At 71.6% G+C, this 16524-nt stretch carries 17 protein-coding genes; 7 read left to right on the plus strand and 10 right to left on the minus strand.

Annotated elements, in window-relative coordinates; translation table 11 throughout:
• Positions 1-6 precede the first annotated feature (6 nt).
• From ACZ7DE_RS01760 to ACZ7DE_RS01785, 6 genes are all read right to left on the minus strand, one after another.
• Positions 7-2655, minus strand: coding sequence for a SpoIIE family protein phosphatase (locus tag ACZ7DE_RS01760; RefSeq protein WP_470756821.1), 2649 nt, complete (start codon positions 2653-2655; stop codon positions 7-9).
• A 271-nt stretch (positions 2656-2926) separates the two neighbouring features.
• Positions 2927-3388 carry an ATP-binding protein gene (locus ACZ7DE_RS01765; RefSeq protein ID WP_470756823.1) on the minus strand — a complete coding sequence of 154 codons (462 nt, stop codon included), beginning with the start codon at positions 3386-3388 and terminating at the stop codon, positions 2927-2929.
• 180 nt (positions 3389-3568) lie between these two features.
• Positions 3569-3979, minus strand: coding sequence for a (deoxy)nucleoside triphosphate pyrophosphohydrolase (locus ACZ7DE_RS01770; protein WP_470756825.1), 411 nt, complete (start codon positions 3977-3979; stop codon positions 3569-3571).
• 30 nt (positions 3980-4009) lie between these two features.
• The gene (locus ACZ7DE_RS01775) at positions 4010-4237 is read right to left on the minus strand and encodes an SPOR domain-containing protein (RefSeq protein WP_470756827.1); all 228 of its coding nucleotides are present in this window, start codon (positions 4235-4237) and stop codon (positions 4010-4012) included.
• A gap of 500 nt (positions 4238-4737) precedes the next feature.
• Complete coding sequence (locus tag ACZ7DE_RS01780; protein WP_470756829.1) at positions 4738-5490, minus strand: GntR family transcriptional regulator; 753 nt, start codon at positions 5488-5490, stop codon at positions 4738-4740.
• A 147-nt stretch (positions 5491-5637) separates the two neighbouring features.
• Positions 5638-6933, minus strand: a complete 1296-nt coding sequence (locus ACZ7DE_RS01785) for a DUF4190 domain-containing protein (protein ID WP_470756831.1) — start codon at positions 6931-6933, stop codon at positions 5638-5640.
• A gap of 418 nt (positions 6934-7351) precedes the next feature.
• Here ACZ7DE_RS01785 and ACZ7DE_RS01790 point away from each other — a divergent pair, with 418 nt between their 5' ends.
• From ACZ7DE_RS01790 to ACZ7DE_RS01800, 3 genes are all read left to right on the plus strand, one after another.
• A complete protein-coding gene (locus ACZ7DE_RS01790; protein ID WP_470756833.1) occupies positions 7352-8542 on the plus strand; it encodes a hypothetical protein in 1191 nt (396 codons plus the stop codon).
• A 293-nt stretch (positions 8543-8835) separates the two neighbouring features.
• Positions 8836-9105, plus strand: a complete 270-nt coding sequence (locus ACZ7DE_RS01795; RefSeq protein WP_055621811.1) for a type II toxin-antitoxin system Phd/YefM family antitoxin — start codon at positions 8836-8838, stop codon at positions 9103-9105.
• Positions 9098-9361, plus strand: coding sequence for a type II toxin-antitoxin system RelE family toxin (locus tag ACZ7DE_RS01800; RefSeq protein ID WP_470440718.1), 264 nt, complete (start codon positions 9098-9100; stop codon positions 9359-9361). Before ACZ7DE_RS01795 ends, ACZ7DE_RS01800 begins: the two co-directional genes overlap by 8 nt.
• 158 nt (positions 9362-9519) lie before the next feature.
• Here ACZ7DE_RS01800 and ychF read toward each other — a convergent pair whose 3' ends face one another.
• A complete protein-coding gene (gene ychF / locus ACZ7DE_RS01805; RefSeq protein WP_470756836.1) occupies positions 9520-10608 on the minus strand; it encodes a redox-regulated ATPase YchF in 1089 nt (362 codons plus the stop codon).
• A 331-nt stretch (positions 10609-10939) separates the two neighbouring features.
• On the opposite strand from ychF, the gene ACZ7DE_RS01810 reads away from it, so the two are divergent.
• On the plus strand, positions 10940-11431 hold the full coding sequence (locus tag ACZ7DE_RS01810) for a DUF6542 domain-containing protein (RefSeq protein ID WP_470756838.1): 492 nt from the start codon (positions 10940-10942) through the stop codon (positions 11429-11431).
• Positions 11432-11655: 224 nt separating this feature from the next.
• Here ACZ7DE_RS01810 and ppgK read toward each other — a convergent pair whose 3' ends face one another.
• Together ppgK and ACZ7DE_RS01820 are read right to left on the minus strand one after the other, a co-directional pair.
• Positions 11656-12402, minus strand: coding sequence for a polyphosphate--glucose phosphotransferase (gene ppgK, locus ACZ7DE_RS01815; protein ID WP_470756840.1), 747 nt, complete (start codon positions 12400-12402; stop codon positions 11656-11658).
• Between the two features lie 29 nt (positions 12403-12431).
• On the minus strand, positions 12432-13460 hold the full coding sequence (locus ACZ7DE_RS01820) for a 4-hydroxy-3-methylbut-2-enyl diphosphate reductase (RefSeq protein WP_470756842.1): 1029 nt from the start codon (positions 13458-13460) through the stop codon (positions 12432-12434).
• Positions 13461-13560: 100 nt separating this feature from the next.
• On the opposite strand from ACZ7DE_RS01820, the gene xseA reads away from it, so the two are divergent.
• The 3 genes from xseA (at position 13561) to ACZ7DE_RS01835 (ending at position 15881) form a co-directional block, all read left to right on the plus strand.
• Positions 13561-14826, plus strand: a complete 1266-nt coding sequence (gene xseA, locus ACZ7DE_RS01825) for an exodeoxyribonuclease VII large subunit (protein ID WP_470756844.1) — start codon at positions 13561-13563, stop codon at positions 14824-14826.
• 43 nt (positions 14827-14869) lie between these two features.
• Positions 14870-15124, plus strand: a complete 255-nt coding sequence (locus tag ACZ7DE_RS01830; protein WP_470756846.1) for an exodeoxyribonuclease VII small subunit — start codon at positions 14870-14872, stop codon at positions 15122-15124.
• A gap of 166 nt (positions 15125-15290) precedes the next feature.
• Positions 15291-15881 (plus strand): malonic semialdehyde reductase, encoded by a 591-nt coding sequence (locus ACZ7DE_RS01835; protein ID WP_470756848.1) that lies wholly within the window; start codon positions 15291-15293, stop codon positions 15879-15881.
• Between the two features lie 97 nt (positions 15882-15978).
• Here the strand turns inward: ACZ7DE_RS01835 and ACZ7DE_RS01840 are convergent, their stop codons facing one another.
• Entirely contained in the window at positions 15979-16503 is a 525-nt protein-coding gene (locus tag ACZ7DE_RS01840; protein WP_470756850.1) for a DUF4245 domain-containing protein, read from the minus strand.
• Positions 16504-16524: the final 21 nt, after the last annotated feature.

Consider the following 16524-nt stretch of genomic DNA (forward strand, 5'->3'; position numbering starts at 1 on the left):
CCTCCGTCAGAACAGGCTCAGCAGGGCCTCCGCCGGGTCCGCCAGGGCCGTCGTGCCGTCCGGCAGGGGCAGTTCGAACCACACCGTCTTGCCGCGCGGGGTGCGGCGTGAGCCCCAGGCCGCCGAGAGCAGGCCCACGAGCTGCAGGCCCCGGCCGCCCTCGTCGGTGTCCCGGGCGCGGCGGCGGCGCGGCTGGACGAGGCCCGCGTCCCAGACCTCGCAGACCAGGGTGCGGTCCAGCAGCAGCCGGAGCCTGATCTCGCCCTCGCCGTACCGCAGCGCGTTCGTGACCAGCTCGCTGACCAGCAGTTCCGTCGTGTCGACGAGGGGTTCCAGGTCCCAGGAGAGCAACTGGCCGCGGGCGTACTCCCGGGCGCGTCCCACACTGCGCGGCTCGCGCGGCAGCGTCCAGTCGCCGACCGAGTCTGCGGGGAGGCCCTGCACCCGCGCCATCAGCAGCGCGATGTCGTCCTCGCCGTGGTGGGAGTCGAGGGTGTTGAGGACGTGGTCGCAGACATCCTCCAGGGGCCTCGCGGGATCGGTGAGCGCCCCGACGAACGCGTTGAGGCCCTCGTCCAGCGGATGGTCGCGCGATTCGACCAGTCCATCCGTGTAGAGCGCCAACAGTGCGCCTTCGGGAAGTTCGACCTCCACCTCCTCGAAGGGTTCGCCGCCGACGCCGAGCGGCATGCCCGGCGGCACGTCGAGCATGAGGGCGGGCTCGCCGGGCTCGACGAGGACCGGGGGCAGATGGCCGGCGTTGGCGAAGGTGCAGCGACGGGTCACCGAGTCGTAGACCGCGTACACGCACGTCGCCAGGTAGACCTCGGACAGGTCGGCCTCGCGGGGACGGCGGGCGGCCCGGGTCGCCTGCTGGACTCCGCCGGGGGTGCCGAGGCCGCGCGCGATCTCGTCCAACGCGGAGAGGACCTCGGCCGGTTCGAGGTCGAGCAGGGCCAGGGTGCGGACGGCGGTGCGCAGTTCGCCCATCGCGACCGCGGCGCGCAGTCCCCGCCCCATGACGTCGCCCACCACCAACGCCGTACGGTGGCCGGGCAGTTCGATGACGTCGAACCAGTCGCCGCCGACCTCGCTGGGGCGTCCGGTGGAGGCGTTGCCGGGGAGGTAGCGGCAGGCGATGTCCAGACCGGACGCCACCGGGTCGCCGGGCGGCAGCAGCGACCGTTGCAGTATCAACGCCCGCTCGTGCTCGCGCCGGTACAGGCGCGCGTTGTCGATGCAGACCGCGGCGCGCGCCGCGAGTTCCACGGCCAGGTCACGGTCGCGGTCCCCGAACGGCTCGCTGCCCTTGGTCCGCGAGAACTGCGCGAGGCCGACGACGGTGTCGTGGGCGACCATCGGGACGGCGAGGGTGGACTGCACGAGGCCGCCCTCCTCGCCGGGGATGGTCTGCGGCCGGGCGGTGCGCAGGGCGTCCGCGCAGGGCGAGTTGAAGGGGAAGTGGTGGACCGCGCCGACCGCGACCGGCGCGCCCGCGCCGGCGAAGGGGGCGTCGGAGACGGCGGAGGAGAAGGCGACCCGGCGCAGCTCGGCGCTGCCGTCGGCGAGGCCGGGCGGGGTCTCGTCGCCGGCCAGGAGCCCCTGGTAGAGGTCGACGGTGGCCAGGTCGCAGAAGCCGGGCACGACGACGTCGAGGAGTTCGCGGGCGGTCGTCTCCAGGTCGAGGGAGTTCCCTATGCGGGCTCCGGCCTCGTTCAGAAGGGCGAGATTGCGCCGTGCGGCGGCGGCCTCCCGGGCGGCTGCGCGGCGGGCGGTGATGTCGGTGCCGAGCCAGGCGACGCCGATGGGACGGCCGCTGCCGCTGTGCACGCGGTAGAGGTTGATCGACCAGTGCCGGCGTTCGTCGGAGCCCGGGACGAAGCCGGTGACGTGCATGTCCGTGATCGAGTCGCCGGTCTCCAGTACCCGTCGCAGGGTCGCGGTGACCCGCTCGGCCTCGGGCCGGGGCAGGTAGTCGTGGACGCCCTTGCCGCGGTGATCGCCGGGGGTGCCGCCGAAGATGGACGCGAACCGGTGGTTGGCGCGGCGGACCCGCAGGTCGGGGTCGATCAGCAGGAAGCCGAACGGGGATTGACCGAAAATCGCCTGCGAGGCGGCGAGGTCGGTCTCGATGCTGCGGAGCGTGCGGACGTCGACGACGATGCACACGGCGGCCTTCTCGCCGTCCAGACTGCGCGTCGGCATGACGTACACCTCGGCGAGGCCCCTCTCGCCGCGTCCGCCGCCGGGCACCGGGTCGGGCATCCGGAAGGGCACCACACCGGTCCACTCGCGGCCGTCGAGGATCTCGGCCATCTTGCGCTGTCCGCGTTCGCGCAGGTCGGGGTCGATGAAGGCGTCGATGGGGTCCATGCCGACGGCCCGCTCGGCGGAGATGCCGAAGATCTGCTCGGCGCGCAGACTCCACTGGTCGACGAGGCCGTCGGGGCCGATCGAGAACGAGGCGACCTTGATGTAGTCGTAGATGGAGCCGGGCGGGCTGCTCTGCCACATGGCGTCACCGGGCGGCTCCGCCTCGTAGTCGTCCTCGGCGCGGCCGTGCACGGCGTCGCCGGCGAGCGCACCCGTGGCCTTCGCCCTCGCGCCGCCCGACGGGTCCTCGGACTCCGTGGCCTTCGCTGGTATCTCGCTCACGCGAACCGTCCCCTCCAGCTCACCGCGTCCGGCACCGGTCACCGGCGGCGGATGCCCGCAGTATCCAGCACTACGGGTCCGCACGACACGATGTTCACGATCACAGCACGGTCCAGGCGTTTTTTGGCCCGTCCCGTGACAACACTTCCAGTCTTCTAACCAGCGGACACATGGTCGAACCACACCTTCTGACACCGGTCGGATACGGGCGGCGGGAGAGCGACACCGGAACCTGTGCTGTACACCGGGGTCATCCCCGCGCCATGTCACGTCAACCGGGCACCGCGAGCTCGAACCACACCGTCTTGCCGTCACTCCCGGGCCGGGTACCCCAGCGCCGCGAGGAAAAGGCCACGAGTTGCAGTCCGCGCCCGCTCTCGTCCTCGGGCCGGGCGATCCGCTCGCGCGGCGGATCGGGCAGCGGGTCGGACACCTCGACCAGCAGCACGCCCTCCAGCCGGGCCGGGCGTACCAGACGAACACCGATGGGACCGGTCGCATGGCGCAGGGCGTTGGTGACCAGCTCGCTGACCAGCAGGGCCGCGATGTCGGCCAGGCTGTCGAGGTCCCAGCGGCGCAGCTGGGCGCGGACGGCGCCGCGGGCCGTGCGCACCGCACCGGGCTCAGCCGGGAACGACCACTCGGCGCAGTCGCCTTCGGTGTCGATCACGCCGATCACTTCCCAGCCCAGCAAGTACACCCATGTCCGTTTTCGTGGGGTTAATGGGCACATACCCGATATGCAGGAGCCAGTACCGCTCCGCAGGGCGCACAGTGGCACGAACGGCGTACCCCCGCCCGCTCCGTGTCACCGCCCGTCCGACCGACGCCCTCGGGCCCGGCCGCCGCTGTTCAGCGGGGCATCGGTCGGGGTCAACAAGCGTCAGCGGGCGTCCATCGGGGTCAGCGGGCGTCAGCGGGCGTCAGCGGCCAGTTTCGCGAGCGTCTCGCGGACCGCGGGCACGTCCTGGTCGAGCCAGTCGACGTCCCAGATCTCGTCCGGGGTGAGCCAGCGCAGCGCGTCGTGGTCCTGGAGGGGCTCGGGGGCGGCGGAGCCGGGACGGAGGCGGGCGGTCCACACCTGGAGGACGTAGGGCGGCCGCAGGGGCCACTCCCCCGGGACGGGCTCGACGGTCTCGGCCTCGACGCCGAGTTCTTCGCGCAGTTCGCGCACGAGGGCCGCCTCGGGCTTCTCCCCCTGCTCGACCTTGCCGCCGGGCAGTTCCCAGCGTCCGGCGAGTTCCGGGGGCGCGCTGCGCCGCGCGGCGAGCAGGCGGCCGCCGTCGAGCAGGGCGGCTCCGACCACCACGATCCGTTCCGTCATGCGGCGGAGCCTACGGGACCCGGGGGCAGGTCAGTTCAGGGTGCCTTCTCCGTTCTGCGCCTGCGCCTGAACCTGGGTCTGAGCCGGGGCCTGGCCCACGCGCTCGACCCAGTAGAGCTGCTTGTGCCCGCGACCGTCGAGGCTGTCCGCGATCTTCTGGGCCTCGGCCCGGGTCGCGTACCGGCCCACGCGGTAGCGGTTGCCGTTGTCGTCCTGCCGTATGACGAGCCAGGGCAGAGAGATGGTGCTGTCGTTCATCGCGCCCCACGCCCCCTTCCCGCCCCGCCCAGCCCGGATCCCGTCCGCGGCGCGCCGCGCGCCCCGCCTGCCAAGGAAACCGCAATCCGCATATGCCCGAGCGTACGCCTTACCTTTACGCACCGAACACGGCTTTACACAAAGAGGTACGCAACCAGCCAAGACGCAGGGGGCGCACGAGACCGAACGCGCCGTACGTGCGCGACAACGCGTCCGGTCGGCGGGGTTCGGGACACAGAGCGGGCGACCTGCGGGAACGACCGGAAACGACCGGATTCCGACGCTGTGCGGGCGCGTTCCGGGCGGGCGACTTCCGGCGGCAACTGCCGGAAGGGTGTGCGCCGCCCGAGCGAATGCGCTACCGCCCCCGGCCGCGCCCCGCCGCCGTCGCTCCCCCACACCGCCCGGGCGCGCGCCCCGCCGCCGCCCCGCCTCCCGGCCTCACCGCCTCCGCCGGCCCCCTCGGCCTTCCGTGCCCCCCTCCCCCCGCTTCGGCGCGGCTACTTCACCGGCAGGTGGTAGGCGACCCGGTAGCGGTCGGCCGGGATCACCACGTCGGCCGTCTCGACCGGGCGGCCCGAGGCGTAGTACGTGCGCTGCACGACCAGGACGACATGCCCGGGGACGCCGCCGAGGGCGAGGAATTCCTCCGCGAGACCGGGGCGGGCCCCCACCTCCTCGGTGACGTTGTCGACGATGACGTCGATGGCCCGCATCCGCTCGACGACCCCCATGCCGCCGAGCGGGCCCTCCTCGGGCAGCATGACCGGGGTGCGGCCGGTGACGGCGAGGGGCTCCCAGGAGGTGGAGAGCATCATCGCCTCGCCCGCCTCCCGGAAGACGTACTTGGTGCACATGACGCGGTCGCCGGGCTGGATGCCGAGCCGCTCGGCGACGGCGACGCCCGCCTCGACCTGCTCGCTGCTGGACTCCCACGTCCCCCGGCTGTGCGCCTCGGCCTGTTCCTGGCGGAACGGCGTCGCTCCGCTCACGGGACGGTAGCCGGAGCGGGCGATCCGGCGGGGCACGGGCCGCTCGCGCACGTACGTCCCCGAACCGGATCGGCCCTCGACCAGCCCCTCGGCCATCAGCACCTTGCGCGCTTCGAGGGCGACGGTGTCCGAGACGCCGTACTCCTCGCGGATCCGCGCCTGGGAGGGGAGGCGAGTGTGCGGTGGCAGCGATCCGTCGGCGATCTTCTTGCGGAGATCACCCGCGACACGCAGATACGCCGGCTGCTCACCGAATGTCACTGGCCACTCCCATCAGGTTGTACAGACAGCTACAGCCTGGCAACCGTGGGTTGTGCCATGCAAGCAAAGGCCAGAGAATCACTCGATGTGATGACATCGGCCCGCGAAACGCTTTACCCAGGCACTTTCTCCCCGCTGCGCGCGTGATCACACATCGAGGCCGCTGTCACTGTCGCCCTCGCCCGGGCCACTGTCCCCGCTGCCGGAGTCCTCGTCGTACGTGGGCGGCGTGGTGGCCAGGCCCAGAGCCTCGCGGGCGGTGACGGTGGAGTCGCCGTCGACGTATCCGTAGGCGGCGTCGTAGTGCTCGTAGAAGCCGTCGGCGTCGGTGGCCCTCTCCGCCGCCGCCCACTCCGCGCTCGCCCTGCGCAGGTCCTTCACCAGGGCGGCGACCGGCCCCCGGGCCCGCGCGGACCAGGTGTGCGCGGTCAGCGCGGCCGCCTGCTCACCGGTGGCGTCCCCCGCGTCCCCGGCCCAGGTCCGGTTGGTCTGCAGGTCCTCCTCGGCGTAGTCCTCCGGCTCCTCGTACAGGACGTCGTCGAGGGCGGCCATCGCCTTCAGGAAGGCCAGTTGATCGGCGTCGAGGGTCGTCTCGTCGGCGCGCAGCGAGCCGGTCAGGGTCCCCTTCTCGTCGACGTTGGCGAAGACGCAGGTGATCTCCCGGTCGCCCCAGTTCCAGCTCTCCGAGGTGGGCGTGAGGTAGTAGACGTCCACCTCCTCGGTCAGCGCCCACGGGTCCATCGCGTAGGCGTCCTGGAGCTGGAAGCACTTGTCGTCGGCCACCTCCGTGACGCGGTCGTCGCCCGGGAAGCTGCTGCCGGGCAGCGGGACCGTCGCGAACACCTCGGCGTCGTGCTCACCGGAGCAGGGCACCTCGTCGACGTCGTAGACGTCCTCGTCGAAGGTGTCACCGGGCACGTCGAAGCAGTCGCCCTCGGCGAGCGAGAAACTGGAGTTGCCGCGCGCGCCGTCCTTGAACCCCTCCCAGAAGTCGGACGCGCCACCCGTGGCCAGGAGCAGGATCCACAGCGCGAGCCCGACGGAGGACAGGATCGCGCCGGCGACCGCCATCCCCTTGCCGCGCTCCCCCCGCTTCCTGATCTGCACCAGCGCGATGATCCCGAGGACCAGACCCACGGCCGGCAGGAAGCACAGGATGCCGAGCACGAGAGCGGCGATGGCCACACCGTTGACCGGCGAGGGCCGGCCGTAGGGGCTGTAACCCTGCCCCCAGGCGGGGTAGGGGGCCGCCCCGTAGGGAGCCTGCGGGTACGGCCCCTGGGGGCCCGGAGCCCCCTGGAAGCCCTGCGGGCCGTACGGCCCCTGCGCGTAGGGGTCCTGCGCGGGCGCCGCGAACGGGTCCTGCGGGAACGGGCTCTGCGGCTGCGGAGGCTGGTACGGGTCCTGGGGCTGCTGGGGCCCGGGCGGCGGAGGTATGGACACGGGTACCGTGCTCCTGGTTCAGACGGATCAGTCGGTTTTCAGACGCCGTTCGGGCGCGGTTCGGGCGGTCGGGACGCGGTGCGGACGGCTCGGGCGGTTGACATGCGGTTCGGACGGTCGGGCAGGCGTCGAGGCGGTCGCCCGGGAGGTCGCGCACCCGACCGCTCAGGCGTTCCGGTCAGTCTGGCAGGGGGTTCTGACAGCGGATCGAACCTGCGCACGGCGAATGCGCGTCCGGTGCTCGACCGGCGAACGACCGGAATTCGACTGGGCGCATCGTAAGCGGGACGCGAGCCGCGCGACGGAGCACCCCGCTCTCCACCTCCGCGGCGGCCCCGGCAGCCGCCGCGGACGGGAGCGGCGCCCCCGTCCGGACCGGCCGTGCACGGTTGTCGGTGGTGGCTGCTTTCATGACTTCATGAGCACTGTGCACGAGACCGCCGCCCTCCTCCCGGAGCCCGCCGAACTCCGCACCCATGTGCGCGCGTTGGCAGTGCTGGACGCCACGATCGGCGACGATCCGCGGTTCTGCCGCCACACCTTCGACGCCGCCTGGGGCCCCGGCGAGGAAGCGGCCTTGATGGAGAACGGCTCGGGGGACGACTTCTCCGTCGTCTTCGCGCCGGCCGGCGTGCTCATACGCGGCTTCGACCACGAGTCGGAGATGAGTCCGTATGGGACGGACGACGAGGAGGTCTGGCCCGGTGTCATCGACGACGTGCCCGCCTCGCTGAGCCCGCTCCTGGACGCACCCGCCTTCCGTGACGAGGACATCGACGCCACTCGCGTCACCGCCTGCCTGTGGCGGGAGACCGGCGACACAGCCTGGCGCACCGGCTCGGCCATCGCCTTCCCTTCCGGCAGCGAGGACCCGGACGGCTCCGGCTTCCTCTTCCGCCTCCTCACCGACCGCTCCCCCGAGGCTGTCCGGGCCCACTTCGAGGACTACTACGAGCGCCCCGTCCCCCTCGAAGCCGTCCGTCACGTCCTCGCCGGGCAACCCCTCACCCCGGCGATCGTCGCGGCCCTCAACCCGGACGCCCTCTCGGACGACGCCCTGCTCCGCAGGATCGCCGCGCATCCCGAGGTCGCCGCCTTCCTGGCCTGCGACGGCGAGTTCGACCTTGCCCGCACCGACCCGATCGAGCCGATCGCCCTGCCCAACGGCCTCCCGGTGGAGCCCGTCGCCGGCTGCAACGCGGGCGGCACCCACTACCTCTGCGGCCCGGTGTCCCCGGGCGGCCCCCGCCCGGTCCTCTACACCGATTCCGAGGGCCAGGCCTCCCTGATCGCCGAGTCCCTGGCCGAGGCCCTGACGCTCGCCATCGCCCTCCCGTCCTGGCACGACGCCCTGGCCGGCTTCCGGCCTCCGGTCCTCAACTCCGACTATCTCGACGACCACCCGGGCCACCCCGTCGTCCGCGACCGTCTCCTCGCCGCCCTGGGGCTTCCCCCGGCCACCGACCGGGAGGTCCTGGACCGCCTCCTCGCCACTGCCGCCCGCACCGTCCCCGACGGCTTCCTCCCGTACGCGCCCGCTGAGGAGGACTCCTCCTTCGAGCCGATGCTCGAACTGCCCACGGGTGGCCGCCGAAGCGGGGCCGAATAAGCGACAACCCATCAGACATCCCGGCGCCATCCCGGCCCGGGAAAGAGGCAGGGGCTCGACTCCGACGAGTCGAGCCCCTCTGGCCTGCGCAGTCAACAATGGCGACGTGGTGGATACGCGCCCATACGTTGAAGCGGGATCTCTAGTGCAGTACCCCCACCTGCGGAAATGTGGTTCCCGCCGCTCTCACCCAGCACCAATCCAGCACGGTGCGAGTTCATCCAGCGCGAGCGGAGGGCCACTGCGGATTCCAGCCGCTGTGTACACATGGGACACTCGGTACACTTGTACGCATGACGCAGCCGCTGCCCACAGAGTCCATCCGCGACGTGCGCGCCCACTTGGCGGAAGTCGTGGAGCGCGCGGACCGCGACGACGTACCCACAGTCATCACCCGCCGAGGCAAGGAAGTCGCCGCCGTCGTCTCCATCGAGGTGCTGCGCAAGTACCAGGAGTGGGAAGAGCGCGAGATCAACCGGATCATCGACGAGCGCATGGCCAACCCCGCACCCGGCATCCCGATCGAGGACATCATGAGGGAGACGCTGGCACGCGGTGAGTGAGTACCGAACCGTCTTCCGCCCCGAGGCGCAGGCCGAGCTCCGGAAGTTCCCTCGCGACATGGCCCTGCGCATCCTGGCCAAGCTGACCGAGCTGGAGAGCGATCCCCTCGGCTTCAACACCACTGCGCTCGTGTCGCAGCCGGAACGCCGTCGACTGCGAGTCGGCGACTACCGCGTCGTCTACACGATCGACAACGGGGAGCTCGTGGTGTGGGTCGTACACGTCGGGCATCGCTCCACCGTTTACGACACCTGACGCCGGCTGATCCGGCGTCAGAATATTCAGCACCCATCCAGCACGGTGAAGACGAAGGGGTCGACTCCCGGAGGAGCCGACCCCTTGCCACCTGCACACTTCTGACGGATTCCCACCTGCACGCTTGACGGATCACTTAGCGTGCGATAGCGGAGCGGCTACACGTTGAAGCGGAACTCCACGACGTCGCCGTCCTGCATCACGTACTCCTTGCCCTCCATGCGGGCCTTGCCCTTCGCGCGGGCCTCGGCGACCGAGCCGGTCTCCACCAGGTCGGCGAAGGAGATGACCTCCGCCTTGATGAAGCCCTTCTGGAAGTCGGTGTGGATGACACCGGCGGCCTCGGGGGCGGTGGCGCCCTTCTTGATCGTCCAGGCGCGGGATTCCTTGGGACCGGCCGTGAGGTAGGTCTGCAGGCCGAGGGTGTTGAAGCCGACGCGGGCCAGGGTGGCGAGGCCGGGCTCCTCGGCGCCGACCGACTCCAGGAGCTCCATCGCGTCGTCCTCGTCCAGCTCGGCGAGGTCCGCCTCCAGCTTGGCGTTCAGGAAGATCGCCTCGGCGGGCGCGACCAGGGCGCGCTGCTCGGCCTTGAAGTCCTCGTCGACCAGTTCGTCCTCGTCGACGTTGAAGACGTAGAGGAACGGCTTGGTGGTGAGCAGGTGCAGGTCGTGCAGCAGCTCCTCCTTGCCGGAGCCCTGGGCGATGCCCGCGGAGAAGAGGGTGTCGCCCTTCTCCAGGATCTCCTTCGCCGCTTCGACCGCCGCGACCTTCGGGACGACGTCCTTCTTGATCCGCGACTCCTTCTGCAGGCGCGGCAGGACCTTCTCGATCGTCTGGAGGTCGGCCAGGATCAGCTCGGTGTTGATCGTCTCGATGTCGTCCTTGGGCGAGACCTTGCCGTCGACGTGGACGACGTTCTCGTCCTTGAAGGCGCGGATGACCTGGCAGATCGCGTCGGACTCACGGATGTTCGCCAGGAACTTGTTGCCCAGGCCCTCACCCTCGCTCGCGCCGCGCACGATGCCGGCGATGTCGACGAAGTCGACGGTCGCCGGGAGGATCCGCTGCGAGCTGAAGATCTCGGCCAGCTTGGTCAGACGGGCGTCCGGGACGCCGACCACGCCCACGTTCGGCTCGATCGTGGCGAACGGGTAGTTGGCCGCCAGCACGTCGTTCTTGGTCAGGGCGTTGAACAGGGTCGACTTGCCGACATTCGGCAGACCGACGATTCCGATCGTGAGCGACACGTTGCGACTTCCCGTGGTGAGAGGGCCAAAGGGCCCGTTCCCGGAGTGAGAGGGCCAGGGCCAGAAGGCTGACCGGTCCACCAGTTTACGGCGTGCCCGGCCGCGGCCCGGCGGACCTGTCGATCGGACGCCCAAGCGCTGCTCCACGGCGTGTCCGACACCCGATTCAGCACATAAAACGACCTAGGTTGGTCCGGTGGAGCAACACAGGACGCGCCCCCCGAACCAAGGCACCCGACCCGGCACACCGCCCCTGCCGTCCCAGCACGACCGGGACAGAAGCCGCAGGCCGGCGCACCCGGGCGCGGGGGACGGCACGGGGCCCGGCCCGATGCCGGCACACCCCGCCCGTCCCGCCGGCGGTCCCGGCGCCGGCCCCTTCGGGCGACGGCCCGAGCCGCCTGTGCTGCGGGCCGTGCGGGCCGTGCGACGGCTGCCGAACCCCCGGCTCACCGGGCTGGGCGGGGCCCTGTTCAGCGCGGGGCTGATGTTCGTGCTCGGGTGCCTGGACCAGCTGCTGTTCGGGGCCTCGCTGACGGTGTACAGCGTGCTGTTCCTGCCGGTGTGCCTGCTCACCGGCCTCTGGGTGCGCGGGGCCGAGCTGCTCGCCGCGCCGGTGGTCGTGCCGATCGCCTTCACCGTGGGGCTCCTGCCCGTGGCCAAGGGCGGCGACGGGGCCGGAGAGTGGCTGACGGGTCTGGTGACCGCGCTGGCCACCCAGGTCGGCTGGCTGTACGGGGGGACGCTGGCAGCCGGACTGACCATCCTGGCGCGCGGCGTTCGCCGCGCCACGGCCCGCCGACGAGCCCTGAACCGCCGCTAGCGGGCCGCCGCTCGGGTCGCCGGTGCGCGCGGCGGCCCCGGCCGCGCACACCCAGGCACGACGCGCCTCGCCACGTCGTGACGGCGCATCCGCGCCGCATCGCCCGGGGTACGCCCGGTACCCGGGCGGATGCGGCGCCCGGCTGCCCACCCCGCCGGACCTGCGCCGCCCTGCCGTCCACCCCGCCGGACCGCAGGGGCCGGTCCGAGCCGGGCACGCCGCGTCTACTCCGCCTTCGCCGCCCGCATGGCCGCGCCCACGATTCCCGCGTTGTTCTGGAGCTGGGCCGGGACGATCTCCGCCTTGATGTCCTCGATGAAGGGCAGGAACTTCTCGGACTTGCGGCTGACGCCGCCGCCGATGATGAACAGCTCGGGCGAGAAGAGCATCTCGACATGGGCGAGGTACTTCTGGACGCGGTGCGCCCAGTGCTCCCACGTCAGCTCGTGGTCCTCCCTGGCCTTGCTGCTGGCCCGCTTCTCCGCGTCGTGCCCGTTCAGCTCAAGATGGCCGAGCTCGGTGTTGGGAACGAGGGCACCGTCGACGAAGAGGGCGCTGCCGATGCCCGTGCCGAACGTCAGCAGGATCACCGTGCCGCTGCGGTCGCGGCCGGCGCCGAACGACATCTCGGCGACGCCCGCCGCGTCCGCGTCGTTGACCACCGTCACGGGCAGGCCGCCGAGGCGCTCGCTGAACAACGCGCGCGCGTCCGTGTCGATCCAGCTCTTGTCGACGTTGGCCGCCGTGCGGATGGTGGATCCACCGGTGACCACGCCGGGGAAGGTCAGGCCGACGGGACCGCTCCAGCCGAAGTGCTCCACGACCTGCTGCACGCCGTCGGCGACGCCCTCGGGCGTCGCCGGTTGCGGGGTGAGCACTTTCAGGCGCTCCTGAGCCAGGTCGCCCTTGTCCAGGTCCACAGGGGCGCCCTTGATCCCGGATCCGCCGATGTCCACGCCGAAGATCTGCATGGCCCCACGTTACGACGATCGGCTGACAGTCACTCAGCCGAGGAGCCCGCGACTCCGCTTCCGCCGCGCTCGGCGACCAGTGCCGCGGCCTCTTCGCGCAGGTCACGGCGGAGTTCCTTGGGCAGCGAGAAGGTGATGTGCTCCTCGGCGGCCTTGACGAGCTCGACGTCGCCGTAGCCGCGCTCGGCGAGCCAGGCCAGGACGTCCTCGACCAGGACCTCCGGGACGGACGCGCCGGAGGTGACGCCCACCGTGGTGACGCCCTCCAGCCAGGCCTCGTCGATCTCGTCGGCGAAGTCCACCAGATACGCCTCGCGGGAGCCCGCGAGCTTGGCCACCTCGACGAGCCGCTTGGAGTTGGAGGAGTTGCGGGAGCCGACCACGATCACCAGCTCCGCCTCCGCGCCCATCTGCTTCACCGCGAGCTGACGGTTCTGCGTGGCGTAGCAGATGTCGTCGCTGGGCGGGGAGATGAGCTGCGGGAACTTCTCCTTCAGCGCGTCGACCGTCTCCATGGTCTCGTCGACCGAGAGGGTGGTCTGGGAGAGCCACACGATCTTCGACGGGTCGCGGACCTCGACCTTGGCGACGTCCTCGGGGCCGTCGACGAGCTGGATGTGGTCCGGGGCCTCGCCGGAGGTGCCGATGACCTCCTCGTGCCCCTCGTGCCCGATCAGCAGGATGTCGTAGTCCTCGCTCGCGAAGCGGACGGCTTCCTTGTGGACCTTGGTGACCAGCGGGCAGGTCGCGTCGATGGTGGCGAGGCGACCGCGCGCGGCCTCCTCGTGGACGACGGGGGCGACGCCGTGCGCGGAGAACATGACGATGTTGCCCGGGGGCACCTCCTCCGTCCGCTCGACGAAGACGGCGCCCTTCTTCTCCAGGGTCTGCACGACGTACTTGTTGTGGACGATCTCGTGCCGGACGTAGACCGGAGCCCCGTACTGCTCCAGCGCCTTCTCGACGGCGATCACGGCACGGTCGACGCCCGCGCAGTAGCCCCGGGGAGCGGCGAGCAGGACACGGCGGCGGCCAGGCGAAGCAGTCATGCGTCCCATCGTAAGGCCGGGTGCGGCCGCCGCCCGCGTACCGGGGGGCGCACCCCCGGCGCCCGCACGCCGACCGGGCTTGTCGGTCGTGGCCGATACTCTCGTCGGCATGGCTGTGAACACGTCCGCGGACGCCCCGCTGCCCGTCGGCGAGGTCTCGCGGCTCATCGGCGGGTGGATCGAGCGGCTCGGCGCGGTGTGGGTCGAGGGGCAGATCACCCAGTTGTCGCGGCGCCCGGGTGCGGGCGTCGTCTTCCTGACGCTGCGGGACCCGTCGCACGACATCTCCGTGGGCGTGACCTGCTACCGCCAGGTGTTCGACGCGGTCGCGGACGTCGTGGGCGAGGGCGCGCGGGTCGTCGTCCACGCGAAGCCGGAGTGGTACGCGCCGCGCGGGCAGCTGTCGCTGCGGGCCGTGGAGATAAAGCCGGTCGGCGTCGGGGAGTTGCTGGCCCGGCTGGAGCAGCTGAAGAAGTCCCTGGCCGCGGAGGGGCTGTTCGCCCCGGCGCGGAAGAAGCCGCTGCCGTTCCTGCCGCAGCTCGTCGGGCTGGTGTGCGGGCGGGCCTCCGCCGCCGAGCGGGACGTCCTGGAGAACGCCCGGCACCGCTGGCCGGCCGTCCGCTTCGAGGTGCGCAACGTCGCCGTGCAGGGCGTGCACGCGGTGACGCAGGTCGTCCAGGCGGTGAAGGAGCTGGACGCCCTGGAGGACGTGGACGTGATCATCGTCGCGCGGGGCGGGGGCAGCGTGGAGGATCTGCTGCCGTTCTCCGACGAGCAGCTGGTCCGCGCGGTCGCGGCCTGTCGCACGCCGGTCGTCTCGGCGATCGGGCACGAGCCGGACAGCCCCTTGCTCGACCATGTGGCCGATCTGCGCGCCTCGACGCCGACCGACGCCGCGAAGAAGGTCGTCCCGGACGTGGGCGAGGAGCTGGAGCGGGTGCGGATGCTGCGCGGGCGGGCGCGCAGGTGCGCGGAGTCGTATCTGGAGCGGGAGGAGCGCGGGCTCGCTCACGCCCTCGCCCGGCCCGCGATACAGGATCCGCACCGGATGATCGACGAACGGGCCGATCACGTCGCCGCGCTCGTCGACCGTTCCCGGCGCACGCTCGGGCACCTGCTGGACCGCGCCGACTCCGAGCTCACGCACACACGCGCGCGTGTGGTGGCCCTGTCGCCGGCCGCGACGCTGCAGCGCGGGTACGCGGTGCTGCAGCGGGCCGACGGGCACGTGGTCCGGGACCCGGGGGACGTGACGGCGGACGAGGTGCTGCGCGCCCGGGTCGCCGAGGGCGAGTTCACCGTCCGGGTCGCCGCAGCGGACGGCGGGGGCGGTGCGGACGGCAGAGGCGGTGCGGACGGCGGCGTCGACGGCTAGGCAGGGCCGGCAACCAGGCAGGAACGAGCAAGGGAATGGCTGCATGACGAGCAGGACGGACGAGGTGCTCGGGTACGAGCAGGCCCGCGACGAGCTGATCGAGGTCGTACGGCGCCTCGAGGCGGGCGGTACGACGCTGGAGGAGTCCCTCGCCCTCTGGGAGCGCGGCGAGGAGCTGGCCAAGGTGTGCCGGCGCTGGCTGGAGGGTGCGCGGGCGCGGCTGGACGCGGCGCTGGCCGAGGAGGACGAGGGGAGCGCGGGAGGCTCGGGAGGCTCGGGGGGCGCGGGCCGGGAGTGATCTGCTCCGGTGGTCCGGAGCGGCTGTGAAGCCGGGTCATGTGAAGCGGATCACCACGCCCCGACCTTTGTTGAACCTTGAACTTCACTCGCGTACCGTCGACCCCGTCAGCCGATCCGGACCACGGTCCGGTACGCGGATCCGACTCACCCGAGGAAGTCCACGCATGTCTCTCGCTCTCGACCCCGCCGCCCAGGACCTGCTGTTCCGCGAGGCCCGCACCGCGAACACCTTCACCGACGAGCCGGTGACCGACGAGCAGGTCCAGGCGATCTACGACCTGGTCAAGTACGGGCCGACGGCGTTCAACCAGACCCCGCTGCGCATCACCCTGGTCCGCTCGGCCGAGGCCCGGGAGCGTCTGGTGCAGCACATGGCCGAGGGCAACCAGGCCAAGACCTCCGCCGCCCCGCTGGTCGCGATCCTCTCCGCGGACAACGAGTTCCACGAGGAGCTGCCGACCCTCTTCCCCGCCTTCCCGCAGGCCAAGGACCTGTTCTTCAGCGAGCGTCCGGCCCGTGAGGGCGCCGCCGCGCTGAACGCCGCCCTCCAGGCCGCGTACTTCATCATCGGCGTCCGCGCCGCGGGCCTCGCCGCCGGCCCGATGACCGGCGTGGACCTCGAGGGTGTCCGCAAGGAGTTCCTGGACGACGACCACACCCCGCTGATGGTCGTGAACATCGGCAGGCCCGGCGAGGGCGCCTGGTACCCGCGCTCCCCGCGACTGGCCTACGACGACGTCGTCACCACCGTCTGACGGCGCGAACCGACCGGGTGAGTCACCCGCGCGTGTCATGGGAAGGGCCCCCGGCGATCACCGCCGGGGGCCCTTCCCATGACGTGTCTGCGGGCGGTCACGCCAGCTTCAGCGCACCGGCCATCGTCGCCAGCTGCCCGAAGCCGCCGGTGCCCGCGACCACGGTGGTGGAGCCCTCGGCGCCCTGCAGGACGAGCGCGTCGTAGCGGCCGCCGCTGTAGCGGGTCCAGGTGCGGCCGCCGATCTGCTCGGTGACCTTGGTCTCGGTCGAGCCCTGGCTGGCCTCGTCGATGAACTGCGAGCGCCGCTGAGTGGACTGCTCGATGGTCACGTACTCCCCGTCGGGGGCGTGGAAACCGAGGTGCCAGGCATCGAAGGCGTCACCCTGGAAGCGCACGGAGGTCGCCTTCCACGTGTCGGGCAGGCCCTCGGGCGCGGCCACCGGGTACGACGCCGCGCGGCGCGCCGTGAGGAGCTCGACGCGGTAGTCGACCCGCTTGACGTCAGGAGCGTGGTCCTCGTGCGGGACGAAGAGGTATATGACCCACGCCGCGATCATGATCAGCCCCAGGGAGAGGATCATGTCCCGGGCCGTCTTCTGCTTGCCGTTCGAACCTGCCACGCCCCCTATCGTCGCAGGTGC

It is taken from the genome of Streptomyces sp. NPDC037083 (assembly GCF_055606485.1).